Raw genomic sequence first — 23,698 nt, 5'->3', positions numbered from 1 at the left:
AATGCCAGAGACCTTTATAAATCCAAGAATGCAGCCTTATTCATATTTGAAATCGACATTGCAGCTTGGCAAAAACTCAATGTCAAAATTTGATGTGTTGAATACACATGTTGTCAATACAGTTGTGCTGCCAGGCGAGTTAATAATTGTCGGTGATGATTCGACACCGACCTGTACGGCCGAAGAAGCGTTCTACATGAAGAAGGCCATTGAAGTCCATTTAGCATTAATGGCCAATGGAATGCAGGGTGATAGTTTTTTAGTTGAAAATCATGCGCTCATAACAAGGATGCTTGGGTATTCATCTATAGGTGTAGGTAGCGTTGGCGGTGCCTGGAGTAAACACCTTGATGGTATCAAGCAAACCCTTGAAGACATCGAAGTGGCTCATCGTGATCATCTCAGACGTGGGACGACTCAGGCTCGAAGTGATTTTTTAGCAACGCGCGAGGTGCTATTTAAGAGGCTTGATGATCAACTTAAAGGTTTTGCCAAATATGGGTCAGGTCTACGCAATCAGGGCTCGATAAAAAATATGCTTGGGATATCCTCGAAAAGCTATTTGCACTCAGGGGTGATAACAGGCTATGCAGAAACTATTAACAGCGTGGCCAAAGCTTCGCATTTCATGAAAGCAGGCACTTACTTGGGTATAGGTCTGAATGTGGCTGCAACAGGAACATCTATCTACGCCGCGTGTACCACCGGGCGTGAAATACAGTGTAGAAAAGCTAAATATGTTGAAGGTGGCAAATTCACTGGAAGTCTTGCCCTCGGAACTGTGGGTGGATCCGTCGGAGCTGGTATGGCGATGTTAGGATGCGCTGTGGCTTTAGGCACCGTCACCGGCGGCCCTGGTGCGTTAGCTTGCGCAGTCATTGGGGGTGGCGTCGGCGGCTATTATGGAGGTGAGATAGGTGGAAAAATAGGAGAGTCGGGTGGAGAAGTTATTTATGAGCTCTTGCCACAGTGAGTAATGTTGCGCTGGCGATCATCGTAATATCGATACTTTTTCTTGGAGTAGTATCAGCGTGCTGGATTCTTTTGTCTTCATATCTTTTTACTGAGTTGGTAGAAAGTTACCTGAATAAAAGTAAGTTTGTAGCGAGTAATCGCAAGGTGCTTTCCCATGCAGGTTTGATGGGGCTGCTCATCCGGAATTGTGCAATGGCACTAATGTTTTTGATTCCTCAGCTCTGTGAAAAGCGTGGCCTCATAGAAAAAGATGAGTTGTTGAATCTCCCGGTCCACCTAAAACGAAAGTTGTTGGTGCCATGGGTTGTTAGTGGTATTTCATTATTTGCGGCGTTTATCTATTGGCTTTTTGTCGTTTGATTCAAAGGCGTAATTGGAGGCACCTTCCCCTTGGGCGGGTTTTGCATAGACCACCACAGCCATAGGGAATTAGTGGCAAGTTATACATGAGGAAGGGGGCGGGCTGATGGCTCGTGGAAAATTTAAGCCAATAGCAAGAAAATGCAGATGCTGCGGCGCACCAAGCGAAGCAGGAACAAGACGAATTAAAATCGGTCTCTGTTATGAATGTAGAAAATCTAGGCATGAATCAAAAGAAAAAACTGTGTCGCGGGTACATAAAATCCGATTAATGATCGTGCTTAGCGTTTTTTCCTTTATGTTTTTAACATTAGCCGGTTATGCAGTTTGTTTTAAATATCTCGTGCTACCTTATGGAGGTCGTGGGTATTCAAGGTTGTTGGAATTCAAAGGCTTGGAAGTTGCCATGCCAGCGGTGGCGTTGATGCTGCTCTCAGTTGGTACGTTATCTGGTGTTGTAGTCAATCACTATCGTTGCTCTTGCAAGCAGCTGTTTAGGGCAATAATGAAAATCAGTCTGTGGGCAGGGTTTATCTTGTATTTCGTATCTATGTTCTTTGGCAAAGAATTGCGCTATAGCTTGTTTGATTAGAGTGGGCAATGCTCTGTTTGCATATCATTTTTTATTCACTCCTTATTAATAGAAAAGGGGGTAAATATTAATCAAATGAAATAAATTTTTCTCCTTCTTAACGAAAAACCTCGAGGCCCCGAGCCCATCATTTACTGAATATCTTTCAGATAATCCTTGAGCGCGATCAGCGGTGAATCAAGCTGCTCAATCGTTTTAACAGTGCTGAAATCTGACGCCAACCTATTCAGCTCGCGGCCCAAGACTGTATCAATGCCGCCGATGGCGTTCAGTGCCAGACCCAAGCACTCATCCACTTTCAACTGAATCGCCTCAACATCCCCCCGACGCACCAGCAACCCAAACACCTCCCGCTCATAATCACTCATCATCAGATCATCCCGCAGAATCGGGCTCGAATCCTCCGTCTCATAAGCAAGCTTGAGGGAGAACAGGGCAACGGTTTCCAGCAGCAATTCCATGGGGGGAATCCTTGTGAAATGTTCCACCAGTGCGGGCGGCGTGGACGAGGAGCAAGATCAAAAGATCGCAGCCTTCGGCAGCTCCTACACAGGGCGGTGGGTGTCAGGTGCTTTTTTGCAGGCGAAAAAAAAGGCCTTGCAAAGCAAGACCTTTCTTAATTTTGGTGCCCGAGGGAGACTCGCGTGTTCCATGTATCTCAAGGCTTTCAGACCGATTCTGAATCTCGGGATACAAGCAGGGATACACGCTACGTTCTGTTGGGGCACTTTCTTAATCAGGTGCTGCTACGATCAGAGCTCGCGGAGGCTATCAAAAAAAGGGAAACCATGCGCACAGATTTCGAAGCTGACTTGCTGTCTTTCGTCCTATCGGAGCTGACAAAACTGAACGTTGTGACTCCCAATAGGGATGTGACTGCCTGCGCTTTGCTGCTTTTCAAACTCCAACGAAGATGCCCTGTTGCCACGCCACGACGAACAGAGTGTGCAGCCTCTTTCTCTGTCCCTCCTGATCTAAAAAGCGGGTTCGATGGGCTTTGCCTTGCAGTCCATCAAGGCCAGCCGCTGCTTCCGTTTTTGAGCAGATCTACGTTCAGCGTGAATAAAGCGGATGGGCTTCTTGATGACTGGGGCATTCTGCATTTTCATCTTGGCATCGAGCGATTACCCAATGGACTGATTAAGGGTACTAAGACCGTCGCATTTGGTTTGGTACAAGCGGACTGTATCTACTTTCTTGACACACTTCTCCACGGCCCCGGTCATGGTGATGTCTGGGTTCGCGAGAAGCTTATCCACATCATCGAAGAGAATTGGCCGTCTCTCTTGCCTTCGAATTCTCGTTCTTTGACACCTGATACGCTGACGGCTGAGGAGCGAGCGAGCTGCAGGAAAAAATCCTTGAACGTCACCGTGACGAAGCTTTCTGGTGAAGTGATCTTCCCACCAGGCGGTGGTGTCATGTGCGATGGCACGGCCATCAATGATTTCATGCAGCTGCAGAAGATCTATGCCCAGTTCGATTGGGCTCGCAAAACGTGCCAATTAAACGAGCAATCAATACGTGATGCGTTAGAGGTTGGTGATGAAGACTTCCGTTTGCATATTGGATTTGCTGATCGGCAGCTGTACTTATCACTGTCAGAGGGAATCATAGAGCTGCCGACGTGGCGTCCCTTACCTGTGTCCAGGGTAACACCCAGCAACCCCAAGGCATCGACACCAAAACCAACGGTACCATCGGTATATCCCGACTTGACGTCCAGCATGAAACCCTGCGCCCACTCTTCGGTTTTCGAAGGGGCAGCGGTGCCATCACGGTTGTCGTTATTGAAGTAGAAGTTCCTCATTCCTAAAGTAGCTTTGCTATCACTTAGGAAGTCAGCAAACGCCTGGCTACTCATGGCAATGCTGCCAAACATCAAAGTTGCAGATATTTTATTTACGCTCACTTATAACGCTCCGATTTTTTTATACTTTTTAAGTAACAGAAGCAACAAGGAAATCTTCCACGCCAACGCAACACACACGAATCCCACGCAGCGTTCGCTAACGCGAATACATCAACTTAATACGCACAACTGGAATGCCTTCTATCTTATCTACTGGTGTAATCCACTTTCTGACTCCAGAGAGATCAGGAAGTATTTTTAATCCAGGCGAACGTCCCCTTACGCCATTTAACGTTAATGCAGTCCAATACCTAAGTTGGAAACGGTCATTAAGCGCGGAGTGCAGGGCTGTGGAATGAAGGCCCATTGGGTTTTAGCCTGATTCCCTCACGAAGCCTTTTCCATGGAATGTCCGCAGGATCCGCTGTCATGGGCCCAGGTGCTTTGGCAACGAGTATTTGGTCGGCAATCGGCGCGAAATCGGCCCGGAAATGAACAGAGCTTTTGTTAACCAGTACACTCATTTTTTCTGGTTCTATACCTGCTATCCGATACAAATTCCTGTCCAGCATCTGACATTTACCAGAGCTGACAGCAACCTTCACTCCCCCGATTTTCAAGCATGCAACAGGCCCCACATCAACCTCCATGCCATTCATCATGGGGCCTGCAAAACGACAGCGGCCATCGGATAGATGCATTACTTCAAAGCGCCCCTGCAAGGGACTATCGCCCAGTGCACCCGACTGTCCCCCCAGCGTTATTTCAATGAAACCGCCTATCCCGGCTGCAATGGCGGACTGAACTGCTGCCGGGTCATAAAGCAATCCTACGGCGGCATTAGTAGCACCGTGTTTAATGAGTGCTTTAAGCATTCCTGTTGTGTTCGAATCCCCGCCTGCTCCCGGGTTGTCTTGGGTATCGGCAATGACGATTGGACGCTGAGCGGTTTCTGCTAATGTCATTGCTCGGAGCACTGCTTCGTCCGGGAGCAGGAAAGGTACTTCCCACTGATCCTCCTCCCCCACTACCTTTTTATAAAGGACAGCGACAGCAGCCTTGATCGCTTGCCTGTCTGTTCCATAACCCCAGATAACCGGCCCACACTCCTCGAAATCAGCAGCCGGAAAGCCTGGAGTAAATGACAATGAAAGACCTTCGGACTCAAGGTGTTCTAATTGGTCGTAAAGGCTTCGTGCTGGATCCATGAGCGTGCACATCCCGTTTATCGGGATCAGGAAAGGGAGTCGCAGGCTCTCGCAATGCAGTTTTCCCGAACGGAGCCGCAATTCAAGTAATTTGGCGGCTCGTGCGCCAGTATCAGCCATATCCACGTGGGGATAAGTACGAAATGCAACCATTGCATCTGCGTGGTTGAGCATCAACTCAGTAACATTAGCGTGTAAATCCAAAGATACGACTATCGGAATATCCTGGCCGACAACAGCTCGCAGCCGAGCTAGGAGCGTTCCTTCTCCGTCGTCCGTATGTTCGGCAACCATCGCGCCATGCAAGTCTAGATATATACCGTCGATTGCTTCGTTTGCAGCGGCCGTTATGATTTCATCGGTAATGCGGTCGTAGGTCTCTTGAGTAACATGCGCGGATGGACTGGCTCCAGCCCAGATCACCGGGACTACTTCATAGCCCAAGCGCTCTGCTTCAATCAGAAACCCGCCTGCCGGAATATTAACATTCCGAAGCTCCAACATCTCAACGCCTCTTACCATCTGAGGAAAACCTTCACCCCTGACAAAATTCTCATATTCAGCTTTGGAGGGCGCGAACGTATTTGTTTCGTGTTGAAAACCAGCGATCAGAATTCGATATGTCATGGCTATTAAACGCCTCGTTGAAATTTTTAGACAGGCTGTGTAATGCAAGCTTTTTGCTGAACACGTTGCGGCTTGTTGGCGGCAAGTATCAATGAACCCACTATTAGAATTGCAGCCATGACCAGAAGACCTGAATCAGAGTTGCCAGTGATGGACTTGGCATAACCGATCACCGTGGGACTGAGAAACCCGCCCGTTAACCCAATGGTGTTAATAACTGCGATACCACCCGCAGCAGTGTCACCTTTGAAGTATTGCGAAGGAATTGCCCAGAACACTGTATAAGCAACCCACATCATGGTCGTAGCAAGCGTCAAGAAAGTGAGTGCAAAAACAAACTCATTCTTGTAAATCACAGACCCCATTAAACAAATGGCTGCAATCAACGCCGGTACAGCGGTATGCCAACGCCGCTCAAAAAAGTAATCTGATGTACGACCAAAGACCAACATCCCTGCCATCGCACCCACATATGGAATCGCTGAGTACAGGCCGATCTGCATGACACCTTGAACGCCTGCGTCCTTCAGAATGGATGGCAGCCAAAAGCTCATTGTGTAAATTCCGCAAATCAAGCAGAAATAACCAGCCGCCATTAGATACACACGTGGGTCTTTTAACACTTGTACAAATGAATGGTGGGCTCCCTGCCCTTCACCGATATGCGCATTCAGCACTTGTTTTTCACGCGCACTCAGCCAAGGCGCGACCGAGGGTTTATCGCTAAGAACTTTCAACGCTATGAGACCTAACACTACAGCCGGTAATGCCTCCAGAAAAAACATCCACTGCCATCCGGCCAAGCCGTGGAAACCTGCGAAGGTGGTCATGATCCACGCGGACAAAGGGGCCCCAAATATTCCGCCCAGTGGCCCCGCAAGCATAACGATTGCCATCACTCTGCCTAACCGTTCACGGCCATACCAATAAGTAAGGTAAAAAATCATTCCGGGAGCGAAACCCGCCTCAAAGACTCCGAGGAAAAAACGCAGCACGTAAAATGATCTCTCGCTTTCGACGAACACCATGCATGCAGATGTGATACCCCACAAAATCATTACCCGGCTGAGCGTCTTGCGCGCTCCGATCTTGGGCAATAGCAAATTGCTAGGGGTTTCGAACAAGGCGTAGCCTATGAAAAAAATTCCGGCACCAAGTCCATAAGCAGCGTCAGATAAACTTAGATCGCTTTGCATCTGAAGCTTGGCAAATCCCACATTTACCCGATCCAGATACGCCACCACGTAACATAGGAGCAAAAAGGGTAATAACCGCCAGTCTATTTTCCGATAGATGGTCGATAGCTCGCTCGATGGATTGATGCACTTTTGCATACTGCCTCCGCTGTAGGCGTTTTTATTGTGCGATTGATATTCAGGCGGAATGGCAAGGCAAGCAAGAGCAACTTTTTGATGGTATCGTTGCTCTGAGGGCAACGGTCATGCAAGGGAGGATTTTTTGTGAGAGATCTGAATCAACGCCGAATGCGGTATTTCTATGAGGTTCTGTCCAGCGGTTCCATTCGTGGGGCAGCCGAAAACCTGAACACGGCACCTTCAGTTATTACCCGTCAAATCCAACTTCTGGAAGAGGAAGTGGAAACTGTATTGTTCGAAAGGCAAGCACGTGGCGTGGTTCCTACTGAAGCAGCCCACCTTCTCCTGGAGTTCTGGCGTGGCTGCCAGGCACAACAAGAGCATCTTGAAGACCGCTTGCGAGGATTGAAGGGGTTAAGGGAGGGTGAAGTCCGTATCGTTACCAGCGAGGGATTCATCGACTTGCTGATCGACAATGTTTTGAGGGATTTCACCGCCACCTATCCTGGTATTCGTATCAGTCTAGATGTGCTTCCGGTCAAGAGCGTTCTGGAGGAAGTAGTTCAGAGCGCTGCCCATATCGGCCTCGCGTACAATCCACCTGCGCATCCTGAAGTCATTTACCGCGCATCATCACTGCAACCTGTTCGATTGCTCATGCGATCAGATCATCCGCTTACGCATCTCAGTGAACCTCTGAAATTCGAAGAGATACTGCATTACCCGTTAGCTGTGATGCCGCTTCAATACGGATTAGGACAGATTATTCAGCTCGTAACCCATACAGAAAATCTATCCATTCGACCGGCCATGGTAACGAACTCTCTCACCGCCCTCCGACGTTATGTGATGATCGGAGATGCGGTAACGATGATGAGCGAATTTTCCGCCTTTAACGATATGATCAGCGGAGATCTTGTGACTCGATCAATCGATCACCCACTATTCCAAAACATATATGCTCGTCTTCTAGTTAAAAAAAGAAAGCCCCAATCTGTTGGTGCAGAAGAACTTATAAAATGGATCAAAGAACGGATATTTATATTCAATAAATAAATACCGAAGATAAATTCATACAAGCCGAGGACACTAATATTTTTCAAGCCCCCTCAAAGCCATCACCTTAGTAGTAAGCGTCCCGCCAACACACCTTCCGAACTCCCGCATTGGCGTCCACGTATTTTTAAGCGGATGCGATAGCCCTAAAGGTCAGGATTTGTAGACGCCAATGTCGAATTGGCCCATGTACCGGTAAAAAACTGCCCCACCCACAAGTCGGCACAAATCCAGCACAGGCAATGGTTCGCGAAGAATCAGACTGGGTCAGTGATATCTCGGCAACTGGTTCAATTCCGCTTGGCTTCACTGATCACCGGATAAGCGCTTCTATGCCACTGCCATCCTGGTTGTATAAGCGGTAATGCGTGCTCCCCTCAGCACTGGCGTTGTCCCGCTCTCTCGCACATGAAAACTAACCGCCACCTTCATCAGGGCATTGCCCAATAAAATAGGGAGAGTAACGGCTTGACCGTCCGCTTCGGGTCCAGGCCGTGTGAAAACGTTTTAGAGCAAGTTTTACAGTCAGAATAGGAACGAAAACCGCGTTCCTACGTAAATTTCAGGGCGGCTGACTAACCAAGCGCGGGCAGATTTTACGTAGTAACGCAGACTACAAAACGGCGCATGCGTTTTCACACAGCCTGGGTCGATAGATGCCGTTCGCGAGTGGCTGCTTTTAGCCGGAAGCCCCACCGAATTGAATGCAACGGAAGCTTTCGCGAGCTTCCGCTTACCCTCATCACCGTTTTTTCAGCTTATGCTCAATGAACCCCATTTCTGCTTTGATCGCCGTAATGGTGAGCTTTTGCATCGTGTTTTTTTTGGTTCCGGTGTCCACCATTTTGAGCACAGCAATCAGGTGGGCTTTTCTCGCTTTCAGATCTTCAAAAATTTGTGAGTTATTTTGTGTCGTTGTGTTCATGACTTCGATCCATACGTGGCTTAAACAGCCCGCAAAGCAGGCAGTTTCAGGGGTGTCAGCGTTACATCGACAGCAGGTCCTGCAGGCGATATTGGTTCCCACGCTCTGTCAGGTCCTGCCACTTCCAACTGCCAAAGTTTTCACCTTGCTCGGGGATGTCGAGCTTCATCAGCGAGGTTGGGTCCCGGCCGATCAGTCCGGCAGCGGCGTAAAGCTTGCCGCCAACATCAAGAAGGGCCTGGGCGGCTTCATTCCACTTTTCCTCCAGGGCGTCGTGGGCGAGCCGTAAGGCTTTTTTCTCAATTTTTTGGTGTTCTTCCTGAGCCTCGGTGATGTGTTTATCAACGATGGCCAGCTCCTGCTCCAGGGCGGCAATGATCAGTTGCTGGCGACGATGCTGTTCGGTCGCGGCAGTCAGGTTTTTCGCCGCTTTCTGTGCGTCGTTGTTGGCGGCTTTTTCGCCTTCTACATCGCCCCAGGCCACGGCTTGTGCATACGCGGTGGCCGCCTGAGTCTCAGCCTGTCGTGCGTTCATCATCTCTACCTCAGCTTGCTTGCGAATGTCCTCCAAGCGAGTGCTGAGGCTTTCACGTTTTACGTTGAGTTCCTGCTCATCTGCTTTCCAATTCGCCATGTCTTCAACGTGCGTGGCCATCAAACTTTCTCGGTTGGCAAATGCCTCGCGGCGAACCAGTTTTTGATCCAGCTGGAAAAGCTGAAGGTCGATCGAGTCGATCTTTATTTTTCGACTGCTGATCTCGTGCCTGACGTCGCTCTCGCGGCCTTGGCTAATGATTTCCTCGCTGTGCAGCGCCGCTTCAAAATGTGGAAGTTCCGCTTTGATGGCTTCCACTTGAATGACCAAGTTGGCGCGAGTGTCTTTCAGTTGCTGAATAGCGTTCATGTGTTTTGTCCTGTCTAATTTGGTTGGGTTAGGAGTGGCTGGCGAGGCCGGTTCGGGCCGGCTTTACCTCAATCAGTAGGCGGGCCGTTAAGCAGCCTGTGCCTCGCTCTCATCCGTTCCCGGTACCGTCTTCACCACATAGCAACGCTGTATGCCCAAGCCTGGTAAGCGGACGGCACAGGAGGCTTTGCCGTCGGGCCCCGGCTCAAGGACGCCACGGCGAATCAGTTCCTTGTTCACGGCATTGATGTTCATGCCCTTGAACACTTCCGAACGCCATGCCTCCGGCAACACGTAGTAGGTGTTGGTGGTGTGCAGCGCGTCACCCAGGCCGTGCTCCAACGACTTGCGAAAACCCAAGCGGTCGATGGTGCGAGGGCCATGCTCATCGATTTTCGCGGCAGCCGATTCCCAGCGGGTGAAGCGGCTTTCTCCAAAGCGTTCGATGACTTGGCGCAGCCGTGCCAGAATCGCGTCGCCTTCGAGGTTGCCAGCGCCGCCACGCTCATTCATCCACGCGTTCAGATATACCCGGGCCGCAGTATTGGCGGTGCCGTCTGGCCAGCCGGTAATCCCCATCGCGGTGGCCAGCTCGCCAGCGGCGGCAGCCAAACCAAAGCGAGCGGCTGCTCGATACGCCTGACCGCTGGCCGAGGCAGGCAGCGCTTTGGTGATGAACCCTTCCAAGGTGTGACGCAAGATAGTCGACCAGCCATGCCGCTTGCCGGGCTCACAGAGGGCCGACAGGAAGGCGGTGAGCGGTGTGCCGTAGTACTTGGGGGAAGGACAAGGGGGAAGGGGGGAAGGGGACAGATTGATAAGCCTTGGGGCAGCAAACTGAATGTCATTTGAAGGTTGCGATGTCGAGGCTTTTGCGACATGTAGCGTTGTGAGATTGGGGACGTTTCCGAATTTGCGTTCGGGTTTACCCCGTCATTTACTGAATGTCTTTCAGGTAATCCTTGAGTGCGATGAGCGGTGCATCAAGCTGCTCAATCGTTCGAGCAGTGCTGAAATCTGCCGCCAACCTACGCAGCTCGCGTCCCAGAACAGTATCGACACCCCCGATGGCGTTCAGCGCCAACCCCAGGCATTCACCCACTTTCCCCTGAATCGCCTCGACATCCCCCCGACGCACCAGCAACCCAAACACCTCCCGCTCATAATCACTCATCATCAGATCATCCCGCAGAATCGGACTTGAATCTTCCGTCTCATAAGCAAGCTTTAGGGAGAACAGGGCAACGGTTTCCAGCAGCAATTCCATGGGGGGGAATCCTCGTGAGATGTTCTGGCGGTGCCGGTGGCGTTGAAGAGCAGGGTCAAAAGCATCGCCAGCAACCCGGCTCCTACAGGTCGGTGGGGTGTCAGGTGCTTTTCTGCAGGCGAAAAAAAAGGCCTTGCAAAGCAAGACCTTTCTTAATTTTGGTGCCCCGAGGGAGACTCGAACTCCCACTTCTTGCGAAAACGGATTTTGAATCCGCCGCGTCTACCAATTCCGCCATCAGGGCTCAATGGCGGCGAAGTATAGAGATGAGATTACCGTTGGTCAATCAGGTTTCATGGAGAATTTTTGATATTTCCGCTAAACTTTGCGGCCCTGCTAGACGAACCCCATCATGCGCGTTGCTGACTTTACCTTCGAGCTCCCTGATTCGCTGATCGCCCGCCACCCTTTGGCCGAGCGTCGCAACAGTCGCCTGTTGACCCTGGATGGGGTCAGCGGCGCCCTGGCACACCGTCAATTCACTGATTTGCTCGAGCATTTGCGTCCGGGCGATTTGATGGTGTTCAACAATACCCGGGTGATTCCGGCGCGGCTGTTTGGCCAGAAGGCTTCCGGCGGCAAGCTGGAAATCCTGGTGGAGCGGGTGCTGGACAGCCATCGGGTGCTGGCGCATGTGCGTTCCAGCAAATCACCGAAGCCGGGGTCGAAGATCCTGATCGACGGCGGTGGCGAGGCCGAGATGCTGGCGCGTCACGATGCGTTGTTCGAGTTGGGGTTTGCCGAAGAGGTGTTGCCGCTGCTCGATCGCGTCGGGCACATGCCGTTGCCGCCTTATATAGACCGCCCGGATGAGGGCTCGGACCGCGAGCGTTATCAGACGGTGTACGCCGAGCGTTTGGGCGCGGTGGCGGCGCCGACGGCGGGGCTGCATTTCGATCAGCCCTTGATGGAGGCGATTGCCGCCAAGGGCGTCGAGACGGCGTTCGTGACCTTGCACGTGGGTGCGGGCACGTTTCAGCCGGTGCGCGTTGAGAAGATCGAAGACCACCATATGCACAGTGAATGGCTGGAAGTCGGCCAGGACGTGGTGGATGCGGTGGCCGCCTGTCGCGCCCGTGGCGGTCGGGTGGTGGCGGTGGGGACTACCAGTGTGCGTTCCCTGGAAAGCGCGGCGCGCGATGGCGTGCTCAAGCCGTTCAGTGGCGATACCGACATCTTTATCTACCCGGGCCGGCCGTTTCATGTGGTCGATGCCCTGGTCACCAACTTTCATTTGCCCGAATCCACGCTGTTGATGCTGGTTTCGGCGTTCGCCGGTTATCCCGAAGCCATGGCCGCTTACAAAGCCGCCGTCGAGCATGGTTACCGCTTTTTCAGCTACGGTGATGCGATGTTTATCACCCGTAATCCGGCGCCGACTGCCCCTAAAGAATCAGGCCCTGAGGAAACAGAATGAGTCGTATGTCGTTTGAACTGCTGGCCACCGACGGCAAGGCTCGTCGCGGTCGTTTGACCTTCCCGCGCGGTACCGTCGAGACCCCGGCCTTCATGCCAGTGGGCACGTATGGCACGGTCAAGGGCATGCTGCCGCGGGATATCACCGCCACGGGCGCGGAAATCATTCTGGGCAACACCTTCCACTTGTGGCTGCGTCCTGGCACCGAAGTGATCAAGAAGCACGGCGACCTGCACGATTTCATGCAGTGGAAAGGCCCGATTCTGACCGACTCCGGCGGTTTCCAGGTGTTCAGCCTGGGCGCCATGCGCAAGATCAAGGAGGAGGGCGTGACCTTCGCTTCTCCTGTCGATGGCGCCAAGGTGTTCATGGGGCCGGAAGAGTCGATGCAGGTCCAGCGTGACCTGGGGTCGGACATCGTGATGATTTTCGACGAATGCACGCCGTACCCGGCTGACGAAGACGTCGCGCGGATTTCGATGGAGCTGTCGTTGCGTTGGGCCAAGCGTTCCAAAGAAGCTCATGGCGACAACACGGCGGCGCTGTTCGGCATCGTGCAGGGCGGCATGCACCAGGATTTGCGCATGCGCTCCCTGGAAGGCCTCGACCAGATCGGCTTCGACGGCCTGGCCATCGGCGGCCTGTCGGTGGGCGAGCCCAAGCATGAAATGATCAAGGTGCTGGATTACCTGCCGGGCCAGATGCCGGCTGACAAACCTCGTTACCTTATGGGCGTTGGCAAACCGGAAGATCTCGTGGAGGGTGTGCGCCGCGGTGTGGACATGTTCGATTGCGTGATGCCAACCCGTAATGCCCGCAATGGGCATCTGTTCATTGATACAGGCGTGCTGAAGATCCGCAACGCGTTTCATCGCCATGATGATTCGCCGCTGGATCCAACCTGCGATTGCTACACCTGCCAGAACTTCTCCCGTGCTTACCTGCACCATCTGGACAAGTGCGGCGAAATGCTGGGTAGCATGTTGAATACCATCCACAATTTGCGCCATTACCAGGTGCTTATGGCTGGTTTGCGCGAGGCTATTCAACAGGGTACATTGGCCGCCTTTGTCGATGCCTTCTACGCCAAACGCGGACTTCCCGTTCCGCCTTTGGACTGAGTTTTCTGACCCCAAGATTCAACATTTGCAACTGGAGTGCTAAATGAGCTTTTTTATCTCTAACGCCATGGCTGATGCTGCTGCACCTGCTGCAGGCCCAATGGGCGGCGGCTTTGAGTGGATTTTCCTGGTCGGTTTCCTGGTCATCTTCTACCTGATGATCTGGCGTCCACAGGCCAAGCGCGCCAAAGAACAGAAAAACCTGCTCGGCAGCCTGCAAAAAGGCGACGAAGTTGTGACCACCGGTGGTATCGCCGGCAAGATCACTAAAGTGGCCGACGATTTCGTGGTTCTGGAAGTTTCCGACACCGTCGAAATGAAATTCCAGAAAGGCGCCATCGCCGCCACGCTGCCAAAAGGCACGCTCAAAGCGATCTAAGTTTCAACTTCTACTCAATCGACGGGGCGCGCAAGGCGCCCCGCGTCATAAGCGGGCGGCGTGATGCTGAACAAATACCCTCTGTGGAAATACATTCTGATCCTGGCGGTGCTGGCGGTCGGTCTGGTGTATTCCGCTCCCAATTTATATCCTGATGACCCGGCTATTCAGATCAGCGGTGCAAGCACTTCGCTGCAGGTCACTCAGGGCGATCTGGATCGCGTGAGCGCAGCGCTCAAGGAATCCGGGATCAGCGTCAAGGCGGCCACGCTGGCGGAAAACGGCAAGGGCGGTCTGCTGCGCCTGACCAAGGCTGAAGACCAGTTGCCGGCCAAGGACGTTGTGCGCAAGGCATTGGGTGATGACTACGTCGTTGCACTGAACCTGGCGCAAACCACCCCGCAATGGCTGCGCAGCTTTGGCGCGCACCCGATGAAGCTGGGCCTGGACTTGTCCGGTGGTGTGCACTTCCTGCTGGAAGTGGACATGGACAAAGCCCTCGACGCGCGTCTGAAAGTCTACGAAGGCGACGTCAAGAGCCTGTTGCGTAAAGAGAAACTGCGCTATCGCAGCCTGCCGCAAGTCGATGGTGCCATTCAGCTGGGCTTCACCGATGAAGCCGCCCGCGAACAGGCTCGTACCCTGATCCGCAAGAACTTCAACGATTTCGACATTGTTCCGGCCGACCTCAATGGCCAGCCGGTACTGCGTCTGGCGATGACCCCGGCCAAGCTGGCGGAAATCCGCGAATACTCCATCAAGCAGAACTTGACCACGGTCCGTAACCGCGTCAACGAGCTGGGTGTGGCCGAGCCTATCGTTCAGCGCCAGGGCGCCAACCGCATCGTGGTTGAGCTGCCGGGTGTGCAGGACACCGCAGAAGCCAAGCGTATCCTCGGCAAGACGGCCAACCTCGAGTTCCGCCTGGCTGCAGAGCCGGGCGCTTCGAAAGCCACTTCCGAGTCCTTCGAGTTCCGTGAGGGCAATCGTCCACCGGCACAGATCGAGCGTGGCCTGATCATCACCGGTGACCAGGTAACCGACGCCAAGGCTGGCTTCGGCGAGCAAGGCACGCCTGAAGTGAACATCCGTCTGGATGGCCACGGTGGCGAGCTGATGAGTCGTGCGACTCGCAGCAACGTCGGTCGCAGCATGGCGGTGATCTTCATCGAGCAGCGTCCGGTGACCACTTACGTCAAACAAGTGGTCAACGGCGTCGAAAAAGACGTACCGGTGCAAACCTTCAAGGAAGAGAAGAAGATCATCAGCCTGGCGACCATCCAGTCGCCGCTGGGTGCTCAGTTCCGCATCACCGGCCTGAACGGCCAGGGCGAGTCGTCCGAGCTGGCGCTGCTGCTGCGTGCCGGTGGTCTGGCCGCACCGATGTACTTCGCGGAAGAGCGCACCATTGGCCCGAGCCTGGGTGCCGACAACATCGTCAAGGGTGTCGATGCCTCGCTGTGGGGCATGCTGTTCGTCTCGCTGTTCATCATCGCCATCTACCGCTTCTTCGGCATCATCGCCACCGTCGCGCTGGCGGTGAACATGGTGTTGCTGCTGGCCTTGATGTCGCTGCTGGGTGCCACACTGACCCTGCCGGGTATCGCCGGTATCGTCTTGACCATGGGCATGGCGGTCGACGCCAACGTGCTGATCTTCTCGCGGATACGCGAAGAGATCGCGGCGGGCATGACCGTGCAACGGGCAATCAACGAAGGCTTCGGCCGGGCTTTCACCGCGATTCTCGACTCCAACCTGACCACGTTGCTGGTCGGCGGGATTCTCTTCGCCATGGGCACAGGTCCAGTGAAGGGCTTCGCAGTGACCATGTCCCTCGGGATCTTTACCTCGATGTTCACGGCCATCATGGTGACCCGTGCGATGGTCAACCTGATCTTCGGCGGTCGTGACTTCAAGAAGTTGTGGATTTAAGGGGCTGCCATGTTACGTACAATCAACTTCATGGGCGTTCGCAACGTTGCGTTCGGCGTCACATTGCTCCTTACGGTTCTGGCGTTGTTCAGCTGGTTCAGCAAGGGCCTGAACTACGGTCTGGACTTCACCGGCGGTACGCTCATCGAGCTGACCTACGAGCGTCCGGCCGACGTCACCAAGGTGCGTGAGCAGCTGACGGCGTCGGGTTACAGCGACGCCATCGTGCAGAGCTTTGGCGCGACCACCGATCTGCTGGTGCGCATGCCTGGCGAAGACCCGCAACTGGGTCACCAGGTCGCTGAAGCCTTGCAGAAAGCCGGCGGCGACAACCCGGCCGTGGTCAAGCGCGTCGAGTTCGTCGGCCCGCAGGTCGGTGAAGAGCTGCGCGACCAGGGCGGCCTCGGCATGCTGATGGCGCTGGGCGGCATCATGATCTACCTGGCGTTCCGCTTTCAGTGGAAGTTCGCGGTCGGTGCCATCGTCTCGCTGATCCACGACGTGGTCGTGACCTTGGGGATCCTCTCGTTCTTCCAGATCACCTTCGATTTGACGGTGCTGGCGGCGGTATTGGCGATCATCGGTTACTCGCTGAACGACACCATCGTGGTATTCGACCGGGTTCGCGAGAACTTCCGGGTGCTGCGCAAGGCGAGCCTGATCGATAACATCAACATCTCGACCACGCAAACCCTGCTGCGGACCATGGCCACTTCGATCTCCACGTTGCTGGCGATCGGCGCGCTGTTGATCTTCGGCGGTGACAACCTGTGGGGCTTCTCCATCGCGCTGTTTGTCGGGGTGATGGCGGGTACTTATTCGTCGATCTACATCGCCAACGTGGTGTTGATCTGGCTGAACCTGAGTACCGAAGACCTGATTCCGACCGTGGCTACCGAAAAGGAAATCGACGACCGTCCTTGAGGGGGGCTCTCGATTCCACGGCAGTCCTCCAGCGGTCAAAAGGCGCGAGTTGAACTCGCGCCTTTTTTTATGCTCCAAGGCTGGGAGAAGCGCGGGCGCGTCCCGCATGTGATGGTCAGGAGGTTCATGTGAACAAGTCGTTGCTGGTTGGTGCGGTATTGGGTGCTGTCGGTGTAACTGCCGGGGGTGCTGTTGCCACCTACAGCCTGGTTAAAAGCGGCCCTGAGTATGCGCAAGTGCTAGCCGTTGAACCGGTCAAGACACAAATCAAGACGCCACGTGAAGTGTGCAAGGACGTAGCAGTGACCCGGCAGGCGCCGGTCAAAGATCAACACCAGATTCTCGGTACCGCCATCGGTGCCGTTGCGGGTGGTTTGCTCGGTAACCAGGTCGGCGGCGGTACGGGCAAGAAGATTGCCACAGTGGCCGGTGCGGTCGGTGGCGGTTACGCGGGGAACAAGGTGCAGGAAGGTATGCAGAATCGCGATACCTACACCACGACCCAGACCCGCTGTAACACGGTGAATGACATCAGTGACAAGGTAGTAGGTTACGACGTGCGTTATTCGCTGGATGGCAAGGAAGGCAAGGTGCGGATGGATCGCGATCCGGGTAATCAGATACCGGTCGATAAGGAAGGTAAGTTGATCCTGTCGCAGAATGAACCGGCTCAGTAAGAGCTAAATTCAGATTAAAAAAGAAGCACCCTGCGTGGTGCTTTTTTTGTGCCCGGAATTCAACTCGCCGCCAATCCCTGTAGGAGCCGGCTTGCCGGCGAAAGCGGTTGGAAATTCAACATTGATATCAACTGTTACACCGCTTTCGCCGGCAAGCCGGCTCCTACAAGGGCGGGGCGGTGTTCTTGTGGGCGTATTCCAGGCATAAAAAAAGCACCCCGAAGGGTGCTTTTTTGCGGCGGCTCGCTTAGCGTTTCAGCGAAGCCGGCAGGTGCGGCTGGATCGCCGTCAGTACGGCCTTGAAGCACTTGGTGTTGCCGGCAACGACGTGGCCTTTCTCGAGGAAGTCGTGACCGCCGGTGAAGTCGCTTACCAAACCACCTGCTTCCTGGATCAGCAGGGCGCCTGCGGCCATGTCCCACTCGGACAGACCCGACTCCCAGAACGCGTCGAAACGGCCGGCGGCCACGTAGGCCAGGTCCAGGCTAGCCGAACCGGCGCGGCGGATGCCGGCGGTCTGGCCCACCAGGGCGCGGAACATGCCCAGGTAGTTGTCGAGGTTGTCCATCTGGTCATCGCGGAACGGGAAACCGGTACCCAGCAGGGCGCCGTCCAGGCTGGTGCGACCGCTGACGCGCAGGCGACGACCGTTCAATTGAGCGCCGCGACCACGGCTGGCGGTGAATTCTTCCTGGCGCACCGGATCCAGAACAACAGCGTGTTCCAGGCGACCGCGGTATTTGCAGGCGATGCTGACAGCGAAATGAGGAATGCCGCGCAGGAAGTTGGTGGTGCCGTCCAGCGGATCGATGATCCACAGGTATTCTTCGCCTTCAATCCCTTTGCCGGCGTGCATGCCGGTTTCTTCACCCAGGATCGAGTGATTCGGGTAGGCCTTGCGCAGCGCGTCGATGATTTTCTGTTCGGCGGCGCGATCCACCTCGGACACGTAATCCTTGGCGTCTTTTTCGTCGACCTTGATGGTATCCAGGCGCTCGATGGAGCGGAAGATCAATTCACTGGCGCTGCGGGCGGCGCGCAGCGCGATATTCAGCATGGGCTGCATGGATGTGTCACCTAAGGTTGTTAAAGAAAGCCGGGCATTCTACTCAGAAAGTTTCTACAGGTGAAGGACAGTGTGCGCTTTCATAGCTTAACGGTAGGAGGAACTGTAAGATTTGCTCCCCTTTGATGTGTTCGAGAGTGCCTCCCTTGCTGCAAAACATTCGTGTCGTCCTGGTCAATACCAGCCACCCCGGGAATATCGGCGGGGCTGCGCGTGCCATGAAGAACATGGGCCTGTCGCGGCTGGTGCTGGTCGAACCGCGGCTGTTCCCGCACCACGAGGCCGATGCTCGCGCTTCCGGCGCCGGGGACATCCTTGAAAACGCGCAAGTCGTCGCCACCTTGGAAGATGCCCTGGTCGGCTGCACGCTGGTGTTGGGCACCAGCGCCCGTGATCGGCGCATTCCCTGGCCATTGCTCGATCCGCGCGAATGCGGTGTGAGGGTGGTGGAGGAAGCCGCGCAGGGCACCGAGATTGCCCTGGTGTTCGGTCGTGAAGACTCCGGCCTGACCAATGACGAGCTGCAACGATGTCATTATCACGTGCACATCCCTTCGGACCCCGAGTTCAGTTCGCTGAACCTGGGGGCGGCGGTGCAGGTGTTGAGTTATGAAGTGCGCATGTCCTGGCTCGCGGCCCAGGGCCAGCCGAGCAAGGTCGAGAAGGATGAAGTGGCATCCACCAAGAGTGGTGAGCTGGCGACCATGGATGAGCTGGAGCGATTCTATGAGCACCTGGAGCAAACCCTGGTGGCCATCGAGTTCCTCGATCCGGAAAAACCGCGGCACTTGATGGCGCGCCTGCGCAGGTTGTACGGACGCAGCTCGGTCAGCCGGGCGGAAATGAATATATTGCGTGGCATCCTCACGGAAACCCAGAAAGCGGCCCGTGGCGAGCTTCTAAAGCGGAAGGATTAATGATGTTCGAGCGTTTGCGTGAAGATATCCAGAGTGTTTTCCATCGTGACCCGGCGGCGCGTAACGCATTTGAAGTCCTGACCTGCTACCCGGGCATGCACGCCATCTGGATCCATCGGCTGTCGGCGGCCTTGTGGCGCGCAGAGCTGAAATGGCTGGCGCGGCTGGTGTCGAACTTCGGTCGCTGGTTGACCGGGATCGAGATTCATCCGGGTGCCAAGGTCGGTCGGCGTTTCTTTATCGACCATGGCATGGGCATTGTCATTGGTGAAACGGCCGAGATTGGCGACGACGTCACCCTTTATCAGGGTGTGACGCTCGGCGGCACCAGCTGGAATAAAGGCAAGCGTCACCCGACACTGGAAGACGGTGTGGTGGTCGGCGCCGGTGCCAAGGTGCTCGGCCCGTTCACGGTGGGGGCGGGGGCCAAGGTCGGCTCCAATGCCGTGGTGACCAAGGCGGTGCCTGCCGGGGCGACCGTCGTCGGCATTCCCGGGCGGATCATCGTCAAATCCGATGAAGAACAGGACGCCAAGCGCAAGGCCATGGCCGAGAAGATCGGCTTCGATGCCTACGGTGTCGGCGAAGACATGCCGGACCCGGTGGCGCGGGCCATCAATCAGTTGCTCGATCATCTGCAGGCGGTCGATGGCCGTCTGGAGGGGATGTGCGGGGCGTTGAAGGATCTGGGCAGTAATTACTGTGCGAAAGATCTGCCTGAGCTGCGTGAAGAAGACTTCGCGTGTGTGAAGGACAAGGATCAGAGTCAGGCCAGCTAGACAGTGCCGACGCGTTCGCGGGCAAGCCTCGCTCCTACAGGTAGTGCGTGATCCTTGTAGGAGCGAGGCTTGCCCGCGAAGAACGATAACGCGCATTTACTGGCTGTACGCCGCCAGCCTTTGCTATGATGCGGCCGCTCTTTTGCGGGTAATCCTGACTAAAGTACTAGGTCTTATAGTTGACTTAAATACTCGGGAATTGCATACTCGCCCCATTCCGAACTCCGTGGTAATTGTCCATGCGACTGACTACAAAAGGCCGATACGCCGTGACCGCCATGCTTGACCTGGCGTTGCACGCGCAGCACGGGCCGGTGTCCCTGGCCGATATCTCCGAGCGCCAAGGCATCTCCCTGTCCTACCTCGAACAGCTTTTCGCCAAGCTGCGTCGCAGCAACCTGGTCTCCAGCGTCCGCGGTCCGGGCGGCGGCTACCAGCTGTCGCGCGACATGCAGGGCATCCAGGTCGCCCAGGTGATCGATGCGGTGAACGAATCGGTCGATGCCACCAAGTGCCAGGGCCAGGGCGATTGCCATCACGGCGATACCTGCCTGACCCACCATTTGTGGTGCGATCTGAGCCTGCAGATTCACGAATTTCTCAGCGGTATCAGCTTGGCTGACCTTGTCACTCGCCGTGAGGTACAAGAAGTAGCCCAGCGTCAGGATCAGCGCCGTTGCAACAGCAAGGTGCCACGCCTGGACAAGATTGAAGCGTCCGCCGTCGAATGACAGCCAAAGAGCTAGCGGTACGCCAGCCAGCCTGATTTAGGAGATAGTCCATGAAATTGCCGATTTACCTTGATTACTCTGCGACCACCCCGGTTGATCCGCGTGTCGCGCAAAAGATGAGTGAATGCCTGCTGGTCGACGGAAACTTCGGTAACCCGGCGTCCCGTTCCCACGTGTTCGGCTGGAAAGCTGAAGAGTCCGTCGAAAACGCCCGTCTCCAGGTCGCTGACCTGGTCAACGCCGACCCGCGTGAAATCGTCTGGACCTCCGGTGCCACCGAATCCGACAACCTGGCAATCAAGGGTGCGGCACATTTCTATGCCACCAAAGGCAGGCACCTGATCACCACCAAGATCGAGCACAAGGCTGTCCTCGACACCATGCGCCAACTGGAGCGTGAAGGTTTCGAAGTGACCTACCTCGAGCCGCGCACCGATGGCCTGGTCACCCCGGAGATGGTTGAAGCAGCCCTGCGTGACGACACCATCCTGGTTTCGATCATGCACGTGAACAACGAAATCGGCACCATCAACGACATCGCGGCCATCGGCGAACTGCTCCGCTCCAAGGGCATTCTGTTCCACGTCGATGCCGCTCAGTCCACTGGCAAGGTCGAGATCGACCTGCAAAAACTGAAAGTCGACATGATGTCGTTCTCTGCCCACAAGACCTACGGTCCTAAAGGCATCGGCGCACTCTACGTCAGCCGCAAGCCGCGTGTTCGCATCGAAGCGACCATGCACGGCGGCGGTCACGAGCGTGGCATGCGTTCCGGCACCCTGGCGACCCACCAGATCGTCGGCATGGGCGAAGCCTTCCGTGTGGCCAAGGAAGACATGGCTGCCGAGAACGTGCGGATCAAAGCCCTGAGCGACCGCTTCTTCAAGCAGGTCGAAGGCCTGGAAGAGCTGTACATCAACGGCAGCATGACCGCCCGCGTACCGCACAACCTGAACCTGAGCTTCAACTACGTCGAAGGCGAGTCGCTGATCATGGCGCTCAAGGACCTGGCGGTTTCGTCCGGTTCGGCCTGCACCTCGGCATCCCTTGAGCCTTCGTACGTACTGCGCGCCCTGGGCCGCAACGACGAATTGGCACACAGCTCGATTCGCTTCACCTTCGGTCGTTTCACCACCGAAGAAGAAATCGACTACGCCGCGCAGAAAGTCTGCGAGGCCGTTACCAAGCTGCGCACCTTGTCGCCGCTGTGGGACATGTACAAAGACGGTGTCGACATTTCGAAAATCGAGTGGGCGGCACACTGATTTCAAGTCGCCGCAAAACAGCCCTGCCAACCTTCGGGCGCAGGGCTTCAAGAGCGACTCTCTGATGAGTGAGGATTAAGAATCATGGCTTACAGCGAAAAGGTCATCGACCACTACGAAAACCCGCGCAACGTCGGCAAGATGGACGCGGAAGATCCTGATGTCGGCACCGGCATGGTCGGCGCCCCGGCGTGCGGCGACGTGATGCGTCTGCAGATCAAGGTCAACGAAGCCGGCATCATCGAAGACGCCAAGTTCAAGACCTACGGTTGCGGCTCGGCGATCGCCTCCAGCTCCCTGGCGACCGAGTGGATGAAAGGCAAGACTCTGGATGAAGCAGAGACCATCAAGAACACTCAGCTGGCCGAAGAACTGGCTTTGCCGCCGGTGAAAATTCACTGCTCCGTGCTTGCTGAAGACGCCATCAAGGCGGCCGTTCGCGACTACAAGCAGAAGAAAGGCTTGATCTGACTTTCAAGTTTTGGCGACGAGTAAGGAGTCACCGATGGCTATCAGCATGACAGAAGCGGCAGCTCAACACGTGCGACGCTCCCTCAACGGGCGCGGCAAAGGTGAAGGGATTCGTCTGGGTGTTCGCACCACAGGCTGTTCCGGCCTTGCCTACGTGCTGGAGTTCGTCGACGAGGTGGTCGCCGAGGACCAGGTGTTCGAAAGTCACGGCGAAAAAGTGATCATCGACCCGAAAAGCCTGGCCTACCTGGACGGCACCGAACTCGATTTCGTCAAGGAAGGGTTGAACGAAGGCTTCAAGTTCAACAACCCCAACGTGCGCGGTGAATGTGGCTGCGGCGAAAGCTTCAATATCTGAGGCTTCTTGTGGGTACTCCTTGTCATTTCGCTTTATTCGAGCTGCAACCGAGTTTCAATCTGGACCTCGATCAGCTGGCCACGCGCTACCGTGAGTTGGCGCGCGGTGTTCATCCGGACCGCTTTGCCGACGCTTCCGAGCGTGAGCAGCGGCTGGCGCTAGAGCAATCCGCGAGTCTCAACGAGGCTTACCAGACGCTCAAGAGTTCCCCCAAGCGCGCGCGATACCTGCTCGCCATGGGCGGTCGCGAGCTGCCGCTGGAGGTCACGGTGCATGATCCGGCGTTCCTTTTGCAGCAGATGGAACTGCGAGAAGAGCTCGAAGACCTGCAAGACAGCGCCGACATGGCCGGTATTGCAACGTTCAAGCGCCGCCTGAAGACCGCTCAGGATGAACTGAACCAAAGCTTCGCAGCCTGTTGGGATGATGCAGCGCAACGTGAGCAGGCCGAACGCCTGATGCGGCGCATGCAGTTCCTCGACAAGCTCACCTACGAAGTGCGCCAGCTGGAAGAGCGCCTCGACGATTAACCCAGTGCCGCTCCGGTCGCACGCCTGATATACAGATAAGTCCTGATAA

25 protein-coding genes, 1 tRNA gene and 2 pseudogenes are annotated in these 23,698 nt (G+C 55.1%); 17 read left to right on the top strand and 11 right to left on the bottom strand.

Going from position 1 to position 23,698, the window contains the following annotated elements:
• Position 1 precedes the first annotated feature (1 nt).
• The 3 genes from ACA062_RS27550 (at position 2) to ACA062_RS27540 (ending at position 1,927) form a co-directional block, all read left to right on the top strand.
• Positions 2-973, top strand: coding sequence for a hypothetical protein (locus ACA062_RS27550; protein WP_497453850.1), 972 nt, complete (start codon positions 2-4; stop codon positions 971-973).
• Complete coding sequence (locus ACA062_RS27545) at positions 970-1,335, top strand: hypothetical protein (protein WP_497453849.1); 366 nt, start codon at positions 970-972, stop codon at positions 1,333-1,335. Before ACA062_RS27550 ends, ACA062_RS27545 begins: the two co-directional genes overlap by 4 nt.
• A gap of 106 nt (positions 1,336-1,441) precedes the next feature.
• Positions 1,442-1,927, top strand: coding sequence for a hypothetical protein (locus tag ACA062_RS27540; RefSeq protein ID WP_497453848.1), 486 nt, complete (start codon positions 1,442-1,444; stop codon positions 1,925-1,927).
• 131 nt (positions 1,928-2,058) lie between these two features.
• Here the strand turns inward: ACA062_RS27540 and ACA062_RS27535 are convergent, their stop codons facing one another.
• The 5 genes and pseudogenes from ACA062_RS27535 to ACA062_RS27515 all read right to left on the bottom strand — a co-directional run bounded on the left by ACA062_RS27535 (position 2,059) and on the right by ACA062_RS27515 (position 6,948).
• Positions 2,059-2,388 carry a hypothetical protein gene (locus ACA062_RS27535; protein WP_497453847.1) on the bottom strand — a complete coding sequence of 110 codons (330 nt, stop codon included), beginning with the start codon at positions 2,386-2,388 and terminating at the stop codon, positions 2,059-2,061.
• A gap of 761 nt (positions 2,389-3,149) precedes the next feature.
• On the bottom strand, positions 3,150-3,368 hold the full coding sequence (locus ACA062_RS27530; RefSeq protein ID WP_497453846.1) for a hypothetical protein: 219 nt from the start codon (positions 3,366-3,368) through the stop codon (positions 3,150-3,152).
• A 153-nt stretch (positions 3,369-3,521) separates the two neighbouring features.
• Positions 3,522-3,809, bottom strand: a pseudogene (locus ACA062_RS27525) (OprD family outer membrane porin); the annotation flags it as partial.
• 299 nt (positions 3,810-4,108) lie between these two features.
• Positions 4,109-5,614: a M81 family metallopeptidase gene (locus tag ACA062_RS27520; RefSeq protein WP_497453845.1), complete on the bottom strand. Its 1,506-nt coding sequence runs from the start codon at positions 5,612-5,614 to the stop codon at positions 4,109-4,111.
• A 26-nt stretch (positions 5,615-5,640) separates the two neighbouring features.
• Entirely contained in the window at positions 5,641-6,948 is a 1,308-nt protein-coding gene (locus ACA062_RS27515; protein WP_497453844.1) for an MFS transporter, read from the bottom strand.
• A 126-nt stretch (positions 6,949-7,074) separates the two neighbouring features.
• Here ACA062_RS27515 and ACA062_RS27510 point away from each other — a divergent pair, with 126 nt between their 5' ends.
• Positions 7,075-7,986 carry a LysR family transcriptional regulator gene (locus ACA062_RS27510; RefSeq protein WP_497453843.1) on the top strand — a complete coding sequence of 304 codons (912 nt, stop codon included), beginning with the start codon at positions 7,075-7,077 and terminating at the stop codon, positions 7,984-7,986.
• Positions 7,987-8,728: 742 nt separating this feature from the next.
• On the opposite strand, the gene ACA062_RS27505 is transcribed toward ACA062_RS27510, so the two are convergent.
• The 5 genes and pseudogenes from ACA062_RS27505 to ACA062_RS27485 form a co-directional block, all read right to left on the bottom strand.
• Positions 8,729-8,911 (bottom strand): hypothetical protein, encoded by a 183-nt coding sequence (locus ACA062_RS27505; RefSeq protein ID WP_497453842.1) that lies wholly within the window; start codon positions 8,909-8,911, stop codon positions 8,729-8,731.
• A gap of 61 nt (positions 8,912-8,972) precedes the next feature.
• Positions 8,973-9,815, bottom strand: coding sequence for a chromosome segregation protein SMC (locus ACA062_RS27500; protein ID WP_497453841.1), 843 nt, complete (start codon positions 9,813-9,815; stop codon positions 8,973-8,975).
• An 87-nt stretch (positions 9,816-9,902) separates the two neighbouring features.
• Positions 9,903-10,592: pseudogene (locus ACA062_RS27495) on the bottom strand (DUF927 domain-containing protein); the annotation flags it as partial.
• A 160-nt stretch (positions 10,593-10,752) separates the two neighbouring features.
• Entirely contained in the window at positions 10,753-11,082 is a 330-nt protein-coding gene (locus ACA062_RS27490; RefSeq protein ID WP_497453840.1) for a hypothetical protein, read from the bottom strand.
• Positions 11,083-11,241: 159 nt separating this feature from the next.
• Positions 11,242-11,326: transfer RNA gene (locus ACA062_RS27485), tRNA-Leu, on the bottom strand.
• A gap of 108 nt (positions 11,327-11,434) precedes the next feature.
• Between ACA062_RS27485 and queA the strand changes: the two genes are divergently transcribed.
• The 6 genes from queA (at position 11,435) to ACA062_RS27455 (ending at position 17,532) form a co-directional block, all read left to right on the top strand.
• On the top strand, positions 11,435-12,499 hold the full coding sequence (gene queA / locus ACA062_RS27480; RefSeq protein ID WP_497453839.1) for a tRNA preQ1(34) S-adenosylmethionine ribosyltransferase-isomerase QueA: 1,065 nt from the start codon (positions 11,435-11,437) through the stop codon (positions 12,497-12,499).
• 5 nt (positions 12,500-12,504) lie between these two features.
• Entirely contained in the window at positions 12,505-13,620 is a 1,116-nt protein-coding gene (tgt, locus tag ACA062_RS27475) for a tRNA guanosine(34) transglycosylase Tgt (protein ID WP_170219133.1), read from the top strand.
• A gap of 43 nt (positions 13,621-13,663) precedes the next feature.
• Positions 13,664-13,999, top strand: a complete 336-nt coding sequence (yajC, locus tag ACA062_RS27470; RefSeq protein WP_053214538.1) for a preprotein translocase subunit YajC — start codon at positions 13,664-13,666, stop codon at positions 13,997-13,999.
• 63 nt (positions 14,000-14,062) lie between these two features.
• Complete coding sequence (secD, locus tag ACA062_RS27465) at positions 14,063-15,931, top strand: protein translocase subunit SecD (protein ID WP_497453838.1); 1,869 nt, start codon at positions 14,063-14,065, stop codon at positions 15,929-15,931.
• Positions 15,932-15,940: 9 nt separating this feature from the next.
• Positions 15,941-16,855, top strand: coding sequence for a protein translocase subunit SecF (gene secF / locus ACA062_RS27460; RefSeq protein ID WP_497453837.1), 915 nt, complete (start codon positions 15,941-15,943; stop codon positions 16,853-16,855).
• 128 nt (positions 16,856-16,983) lie between these two features.
• Entirely contained in the window at positions 16,984-17,532 is a 549-nt protein-coding gene (locus ACA062_RS27455) for a glycine zipper 2TM domain-containing protein (protein ID WP_150763830.1), read from the top strand.
• 247 nt (positions 17,533-17,779) lie between these two features.
• Here ACA062_RS27455 and suhB read toward each other — a convergent pair whose 3' ends face one another.
• Positions 17,780-18,598, bottom strand: a complete 819-nt coding sequence (gene suhB / locus ACA062_RS27450; protein ID WP_497453836.1) for a type III secretion system regulator SuhB — start codon at positions 18,596-18,598, stop codon at positions 17,780-17,782.
• Positions 18,599-18,744: 146 nt separating this feature from the next.
• Here suhB and trmJ point away from each other — a divergent pair, with 146 nt between their 5' ends.
• The 7 genes from trmJ to hscB all read left to right on the top strand — a co-directional run bounded on the left by trmJ (position 18,745) and on the right by hscB (position 23,649).
• Complete coding sequence (trmJ, locus tag ACA062_RS27445) at positions 18,745-19,515, top strand: tRNA (cytosine(32)/uridine(32)-2'-O)-methyltransferase TrmJ (RefSeq protein WP_128869516.1); 771 nt, start codon at positions 18,745-18,747, stop codon at positions 19,513-19,515.
• 2 nt (positions 19,516-19,517) lie between these two features.
• Positions 19,518-20,294, top strand: a complete 777-nt coding sequence (gene cysE, locus ACA062_RS27440; protein WP_064679566.1) for a serine O-acetyltransferase — start codon at positions 19,518-19,520, stop codon at positions 20,292-20,294.
• Between the two features lie 239 nt (positions 20,295-20,533).
• Positions 20,534-21,025 carry a Fe-S cluster assembly transcriptional regulator IscR gene (gene iscR, locus ACA062_RS27435; RefSeq protein WP_064679565.1) on the top strand — a complete coding sequence of 164 codons (492 nt, stop codon included), beginning with the start codon at positions 20,534-20,536 and terminating at the stop codon, positions 21,023-21,025.
• Between the two features lie 50 nt (positions 21,026-21,075).
• Positions 21,076-22,290, top strand: coding sequence for an IscS subfamily cysteine desulfurase (locus ACA062_RS27430; protein WP_497453835.1), 1,215 nt, complete (start codon positions 21,076-21,078; stop codon positions 22,288-22,290).
• A gap of 84 nt (positions 22,291-22,374) precedes the next feature.
• Positions 22,375-22,761, top strand: a complete 387-nt coding sequence (gene iscU / locus ACA062_RS27425) for a Fe-S cluster assembly scaffold IscU (RefSeq protein ID WP_028620148.1) — start codon at positions 22,375-22,377, stop codon at positions 22,759-22,761.
• A 34-nt stretch (positions 22,762-22,795) separates the two neighbouring features.
• Positions 22,796-23,119 carry an iron-sulfur cluster assembly protein IscA gene (iscA, locus tag ACA062_RS27420; protein WP_007903589.1) on the top strand — a complete coding sequence of 108 codons (324 nt, stop codon included), beginning with the start codon at positions 22,796-22,798 and terminating at the stop codon, positions 23,117-23,119.
• 8 nt (positions 23,120-23,127) lie between these two features.
• Positions 23,128-23,649: a co-chaperone HscB gene (gene hscB / locus ACA062_RS27415; RefSeq protein WP_497453834.1), complete on the top strand. Its 522-nt coding sequence runs from the start codon at positions 23,128-23,130 to the stop codon at positions 23,647-23,649.
• The last annotated feature ends 49 nt before the right edge of the window (positions 23,650-23,698 follow it).

The sequence above is a fragment of the Pseudomonas sp. LBUM1679 genome (assembly GCF_059695565.1).
The sequence above is the reverse complement of the archived record's forward strand: the minus strand, read 5'-3'. Positions and strand labels throughout refer to the sequence as shown.

Bases quoted from the DNA above. Each gene is read 5' to 3' on its own strand.
- ACA062_RS27530 (WP_497453846.1), bottom strand. From the start codon at position 3,368: ATGGCCGTGCCATCGCACATGACACCACCGCCTGGTGGGAAGATCACT.
- cysE (WP_064679566.1), top strand. From the start codon at position 19,518: ATGTTCGAGCGTTTGCGTGAAGATATCCAGAGTGTTTTCCATCGTGAC.
- secF (WP_497453837.1), top strand. From the start codon at position 15,941: ATGTTACGTACAATCAACTTCATGGGCGTTCGCAACGTTGCGTTCGGC.
- queA (WP_497453839.1), top strand. From the start codon at position 11,435: ATGCGCGTTGCTGACTTTACCTTCGAGCTCCCTGATTCGCTGATCGCC.
- tgt (WP_170219133.1), top strand. From the start codon at position 12,505: ATGTCGTTTGAACTGCTGGCCACCGACGGCAAGGCTCGTCGCGGTCGT.
- ACA062_RS27500 (WP_497453841.1), bottom strand. From the start codon at position 9,815: ATGAACGCTATTCAGCAACTGAAAGACACTCGCGCCAACTTGGTCATT.
- secD (WP_497453838.1), top strand. From the start codon at position 14,063: ATGCTGAACAAATACCCTCTGTGGAAATACATTCTGATCCTGGCGGTG.
- ACA062_RS27540 (WP_497453848.1), top strand. From the start codon at position 1,442: ATGGCTCGTGGAAAATTTAAGCCAATAGCAAGAAAATGCAGATGCTGC.
- iscR (WP_064679565.1), top strand. From the start codon at position 20,534: ATGCGACTGACTACAAAAGGCCGATACGCCGTGACCGCCATGCTTGAC.
- ACA062_RS27535 (WP_497453847.1), bottom strand. From the start codon at position 2,388: ATGGAATTGCTGCTGGAAACCGTTGCCCTGTTCTCCCTCAAGCTTGCT.
- ACA062_RS27515 (WP_497453844.1), bottom strand. From the start codon at position 6,948: ATGCAAAAGTGCATCAATCCATCGAGCGAGCTATCGACCATCTATCGG.
- ACA062_RS27520 (WP_497453845.1), bottom strand. From the start codon at position 5,614: ATGACATATCGAATTCTGATCGCTGGTTTTCAACACGAAACAAATACG.
- ACA062_RS27430 (WP_497453835.1), top strand. From the start codon at position 21,076: ATGAAATTGCCGATTTACCTTGATTACTCTGCGACCACCCCGGTTGAT.
- ACA062_RS27550 (WP_497453850.1), top strand. From the start codon at position 2: ATGCCAGAGACCTTTATAAATCCAAGAATGCAGCCTTATTCATATTTG.
- suhB (WP_497453836.1), bottom strand. From the start codon at position 18,598: ATGCAGCCCATGCTGAATATCGCGCTGCGCGCCGCCCGCAGCGCCAGT.
- yajC (WP_053214538.1), top strand. From the start codon at position 13,664: ATGAGCTTTTTTATCTCTAACGCCATGGCTGATGCTGCTGCACCTGCT.
- ACA062_RS27505 (WP_497453842.1), bottom strand. From the start codon at position 8,911: ATGAACACAACGACACAAAATAACTCACAAATTTTTGAAGATCTGAAA.
- iscU (WP_028620148.1), top strand. From the start codon at position 22,375: ATGGCTTACAGCGAAAAGGTCATCGACCACTACGAAAACCCGCGCAAC.
- ACA062_RS27490 (WP_497453840.1), bottom strand. From the start codon at position 11,082: ATGGAATTGCTGCTGGAAACCGTTGCCCTGTTCTCCCTAAAGCTTGCT.
- iscA (WP_007903589.1), top strand. From the start codon at position 22,796: ATGGCTATCAGCATGACAGAAGCGGCAGCTCAACACGTGCGACGCTCC.